Source organism: Herbaspirillum sp. B65, from assembly GCF_000333555.1.
Lineage (GTDB): Bacteria > Pseudomonadota > Gammaproteobacteria > Burkholderiales > Burkholderiaceae_D > Herbaspirillum > Herbaspirillum rubrisubalbicans.
This window is the reverse complement of the sequence record NZ_BADI01000155.1, coordinates 1-4,972: the sequence shown is the minus strand read 5'-3', so window position 1 is coordinate 4,972 and position 4,972 is coordinate 1. Positions and strand designations below refer to the sequence as shown.

At 63.4% G+C, this 4,972-nt stretch carries 3 protein-coding genes and 1 pseudogene; 3 read left to right on the top strand and 1 reads right to left on the bottom strand.

The window, feature by feature from the left end:
• The coding region (gene pabB / locus I5W_RS04075; protein WP_044528278.1) for an aminodeoxychorismate synthase component I at positions 1 to 1,501 on the bottom strand (1,501 nt) is incomplete at its 3' end.
• A gap of 173 nt (positions 1,502 to 1,674) precedes the next feature.
• Here pabB and I5W_RS04070 point away from each other — a divergent pair.
• The 3 genes and pseudogenes from I5W_RS04070 to I5W_RS04060 form a co-directional block, all read left to right on the top strand.
• Entirely contained in the window at positions 1,675 to 3,078 is a 1,404-nt protein-coding gene (locus tag I5W_RS04070; RefSeq protein ID WP_044528277.1) for an MFS transporter, read from the top strand.
• Between the two features lie 22 nt (positions 3,079 to 3,100).
• The gene (locus I5W_RS04065) at positions 3,101 to 4,009 is read left to right on the top strand and encodes a DMT family transporter (RefSeq protein WP_044528276.1); all 909 of its coding nucleotides are present in this window, start codon (positions 3,101 to 3,103) and stop codon (positions 4,007 to 4,009) included.
• Between the two features lie 25 nt (positions 4,010 to 4,034).
• Positions 4,035 to 4,972: pseudogene (locus I5W_RS04060) on the top strand (magnesium and cobalt transport protein CorA); the annotation flags it as partial.

The following is a 4,972-nucleotide window of genomic DNA, read 5'->3' as shown; positions in this document are numbered from 1 at the left end:
TCGCTGCTGTCGGGGCGGTGTTGGCCAGGAAGACCTTGACCCGACCTGCCAGGGGCGTAAGTGGTGCGTGCTGGAGCGTGATGCGGCCCTGCGCATCCAGCGCCAGGCGCAGGCGGTGTGCCTGATCCGCGGGAAAATCGGCAGCCAAGCCGGCGCAGGTGTCGGCCAGTTGCTGGCGGATCATCGCTTCGTCGAAGGCAAAGCCCAACGCATCGGCCGAGGCTTGCAGGCGTTGCAGATGCAAGTCCAGGTGACGGCAAGTGCCATGGCTGGCGTACAGGGTTTCAAACAGGCTGAAGTCTTTTTCCAACCCGGTCAGGAAGGCCGCTTTCAACTGGCATTCGGCAAATTCGGATGCGGCCTGGCTGTCATGGACGATGCCCGCACCCACGCCCATCACGCCGCGTCGCAAGCCGTGTTGCGGTGGCTGCAGTTGCAGCGTGCGGATCGGTACCGACAGGCAGAAGTCGCCGATGGCATGAGAGCCCGCACGGGGTGCATCGAACCAGCCGATGGCGCCGGTATAGAGTCCACGGGCTTCGGTTTCCAGCTCATCGATGATTTCCATGGTGCGGCGCTTGGGGGCGCCGGTAATGGAGCCGCAGGGGTAGAGCGCGGCCAGGGTATCGACCAGCGTGGCCTCGGGACGCAGCCGGGCGTGGATGGTGGAAGTCATCTGCAAGACCTGGCCGTAGCGGCTCACCTCGAACAGTTGCGGCACCTGTACCGAGCCCGGCAGCGCCACGCGACCCAGGTCATTGCGCAGCAGGTCGACGATCATCAGGTTCTCGGCGCGGTTCTTGTCGTCCGCTGCCAGTGCCTGGGCGCGTTGGGCGTTGAGCGTTTCTGCATCGGCTGCGCCATCGGGCAGGGCGCGCGCGGTGCCCTTCATGGGCTTGGCCTGCAACAGACCGTCCTGGTGTGTGACGAACAATTCCGGTGAGCACGACAACACCATGCCGCCCTGCTCGTCGCGCAGCAGCGCGCCGTAAGGCACTGGCTGGCGCGCGCGCAGGCGGCGATACAGACTAATCGCATCGCCATGCACATCGAAATGCAGGCGGTAGGTGTAGTTGACCTGGTAGGTATGGCCGGCGGCGATGTAGTCGCGGATGCGATCGATGGCGGCGCTGAAGCTGGCTTGGTCGACGCTGCTGCGCAGATGCACGATGTCTGCGCTGTCACCCTCTGCTTGCGCGGCCAGCCAATCGTCGACCTCGGCCGCAGTGAGGCGCTGGCAGCGGCTAAACAGCAGCACGCGCGCCAGCGGTTCGGCCAGTGGCCGATGCGGCAAGCCCTGCAGCGCCGCACCCAGTTCATAGCTCCACAGCGCCACCGCATGTTGCCCGGCGGCCAGTGCTGTCTGCATCTCGGCCAGCAGCGCCGGGAAGTCTTCTGCCTGGTGGCAGGCCAGCGTGCGCAGATGGCCGCTGTACAGGCGCGAGCGCGGGTCGGCCGGGCTGGCCAGGTGGTCGTCGAGGAGGGCGAAGCAATCGGTCATGGAACAGGCAAGCTAAAGCCGGCAGGGCAGGTGGAGGCAATCGGGGCAGCGCCCGCGCCCGCCTTAGGGCAAGGAGCAAGGAACAAGGGCACAGCCGGCAGCATGATAGCGTAAAAGGTATACTTGAAGGCTTGCCACAGACCAGGCTGCCCTCCCGCTCCCGACCCACTCCCATGCGTATTCCCCGCACCTTCATCATCCCGCTGATCGTGGCCTGTGCGCTGTTCATGGAACAGATGGATTCCACCGTCATCTCCACGTCGCTGCCGGCCCTGGCACTGGACATGAAGGTCGATCCGATTTCGCTGAAACTGGCGCTGACCTCCTACCTGGTCAGCCTGGCGGTGTTCATCCCGATCTCGGGCTGGATGGCCGATCGCTTCGGTTCGCTCACCATCTTCCGTGCGGCTATCTGCGTGTTCATGCTCGGCTCCATCCTGTGCGGCATGTCCTCGACCTTGCCGCAGTTCGTGGCGGCGCGTTTCCTGCAGGGCATAGGTGGCGCCATGATGGTGCCGGTGGGGCGGCTGGTGATCCTGCGCAGCGTGGAAAAGGTCAACCTGGTCAAGGCCTTGTCCTACCTGACCATTCCCGCCCTGTTCGGCCCCGTGCTGGGCCCGCCGTTGGGCGGCTTCATCACCACCTATTTCCATTGGCGCTGGATCTTCTTCATCAATATTCCGATCAGCCTCCTCGGCCTGTACCTGGCCACCCGCTTCATTCCCGATCTCAAGGCTGAGCAGGTTTCGCCGCTCGATTTCAAGGGTTTTGTGCTGTCGGCGCTGGGGTGTTCGCTGTTGATGATGGGCCTGGCCACGGCCGGTCGGCACCTGGTCTCGGGCGATGTGGCGCTGGCTTGCGTGGTGGCCGGCACGCTGTTCCTGGCGGGCTACGTCTGGCACGCGCGGCGCGCTACGGCGCCGCTCATCGACCTGGCGCTGCTGAAGATCCCGACCTTGCGGGCCGGTGTGTTCGGTGGCTCGCTCTATCGCGTGGGGATCGGCGCCATTCCCTTCCTGCTGCCGCTGATGCTGCAACTGGGTTTTGGCTATACACCTTTCCATTCCGGCTTGCTCACCTGCGCTTCGGCAGCCGGGGCGATGTTCATGAAGACCATCGCCGCGCGCTTTTTGCGCCGCTTCGGTTTTCGTCGGGTGCTGCTGGTCAATGGCGCGCTGGGCGTGCTGGGGCTGTGTGCCATCGCCACCTTCACCCCCAACACGCCCTATCTGCTGATGGTGCTCATCCTCTTGATCGGTGGTTGCTTCCGCTCGCTGCAATTCACCAGTCTGAATGCGATTTCCTATGCCGATGTCGATAGCCTGCGCTTGAGCCAGGCCACCAGCATGGCCAGCGTGGCCCAGCAATTGTCCATCGGCATGGGGGTGGTGCTGGCCGGTTTTGCACTGCAGATGTCCAATGAAATCCAGGGGCACAGCGAGCTGGTGGCGCAAGACTTCTGGCCGGCCTTCCTGGTAGTGGCTGCGGTGGCGTCGCTGGCGCTGCTGATGCTGCGCCAGTTGCCACCCAATGCCGGGGCCGAGATGGCCGGGCAGGAAGAGAACAAGCCGGCCTGAAGGGCTAGCTGAGAGGAGACCGATGCGTAGCGACCTATCCTACAAGAGCCTGTGCTTTCCCCTGGGCGCGGTGCTGATCTGGGCCGGCAATACCGTCATCAGCAAGATGTCGGCCGGGGTCATCGCGCCCGAGGATATTTCCTTCTATCGCTGGGTGCTGGCGGCCATGCTGATGTCGCCCTTCCTGGCGCGCCCGACCTGGGCGGCGCGCGCGCAGATCCGTCCGCACCTGGGCAAGATCCTGGTGCTGGCGCTGCTGGGCATGGTGTTGTACCAGAGCCTGGCCTACTTCGCCGCAGCCACCGCCTCGGCCACCAGCATGGGCATCATCTCTTCGCTCATGCCATTGATGACACTGGTGTTGAGCATCAAGCTGCTCGCCGAGCCGCCCACCGTGGGCACGCTGGCCGGTGGCATCCTCTCGCTGTTCGGGCTGGCGGTGCTGATCGGACGCGGTCACCCGCTGGCCTTGTTCGAGCAGGGCGTGGTCGCAGGTGACCTGCTCATGCTGGCCGCCACCGTGGCCTATGGCCTGTATGGCGTGATGCTGCGGCGCTGGGCGCTGCCCTTGCGCACCTGGCAGTTGCTGTATCTGCAGGTGTTGATGGCTACGCTGCTGCTGTTTCCCGGTTTCTTGCTGGGGCATCATTCGCCCATTACGCGGGCCAACCTGCCCATCCTGCTGTATGCCGGCATTGGTGCTTCCATCATTTCGCAATTCCTGTGGATGCGTGGGGTGGTCCACCTGGGCGCCAGCCGCTGCGCTATTTTCGTGAACCTCATGCCGATCTTTACTGTCATCATCGCAGTGCTCGCGCTGGGCGAGCCATTGCACGGCTATCACGCCCTCGGCGGCAGCATCACGCTGGTCGGCGTGATGCTGGCCCAGGTCTTCAAGCAGCGCCTGCGTTGGCGCGCACCAAGCGTCTGAACCCACAAGAACAGGAACAAGAGACATGATCGATCCCGCCATGATCGTCAATTGCCGGTCTACAAAAAGGGCAGAAGCTGCGCGAGATTAGCCTCGATGAAATCAGCGACGTGCTGAAAGAGGAGGGTACCTTCGTCTGGTTGGGCCTGTTGGACCCCAACGTCGAATTGATGANCAAGATCAAGGAAGATTTCTGCCTGCACGAACTGGCGGTTGAAGATGCNTACGCCGCCACAAGCGGCNNCAAGATCGAGGAATACGGCGATACCCTGTTCGTGGTACTGCACACGGCGCAGTTGGCCGGTGGCGAGGTATTGTTCGGCGAGACCCACATCNTGACCGGTCCGCGCTTCGTGGTCACGGTGCGGCATGGCGCCTCGCGCAGCTATGCCAAGGTGCGCGAGCATTGCGAGATGCTGCCCGAGCGCCTGGTGCGCGGCCCCAGCTTCGTGCTCTATTCCATCATGGACTTCGTGGTGGACAACTATCGTCCCATCATGGACGACCTCGAAGCCAAGTTCAGCCAGTACGAGGAACAGCTCTTCAACCCCGGCACCATCAGCGGCAAGGCCTACTTGCAAGAGCTGTACCAGTTGAAGCGCCAGCTGATCCGTCTGCGTTCGGTGGCTTCGCCCTTGCTGGACGTGTGTACGCAATTGCTGCGTTTTCACGAAGGACTCATCACCAAGGATGGCAAGGCCTACTTCCGCGACATCTACGACCACGTGGTGCGCTTCATCGATACCGGCGACCGCCTGCGTGAAATGGTGGAGTCGGCGGTGCAGATCAACCTGGCCCAGGTCACCATCCACCAGAACGAGATCGTGCAGACCCTGGCCGGCTGGGGCGCCATCCTGGCCATCCCGACCATGATCTTCAGCCTCTACGGCATGAACTTCGCGCACATGCCGGGGCTGTCCTGGCAATGGAGTTTTCCGCTGGTGTTGGGCGGTATCATCACTG

Bases quoted from the DNA above. Each gene is read 5' to 3' on its own strand.
- I5W_RS04070 (WP_044528277.1), top strand. From the start codon at position 1,675: ATGCGTATTCCCCGCACCTTCATCATCCCGCTGATCGTGGCCTGTGCG.
- I5W_RS04065 (WP_044528276.1), top strand. From the start codon at position 3,101: ATGCGTAGCGACCTATCCTACAAGAGCCTGTGCTTTCCCCTGGGCGCG.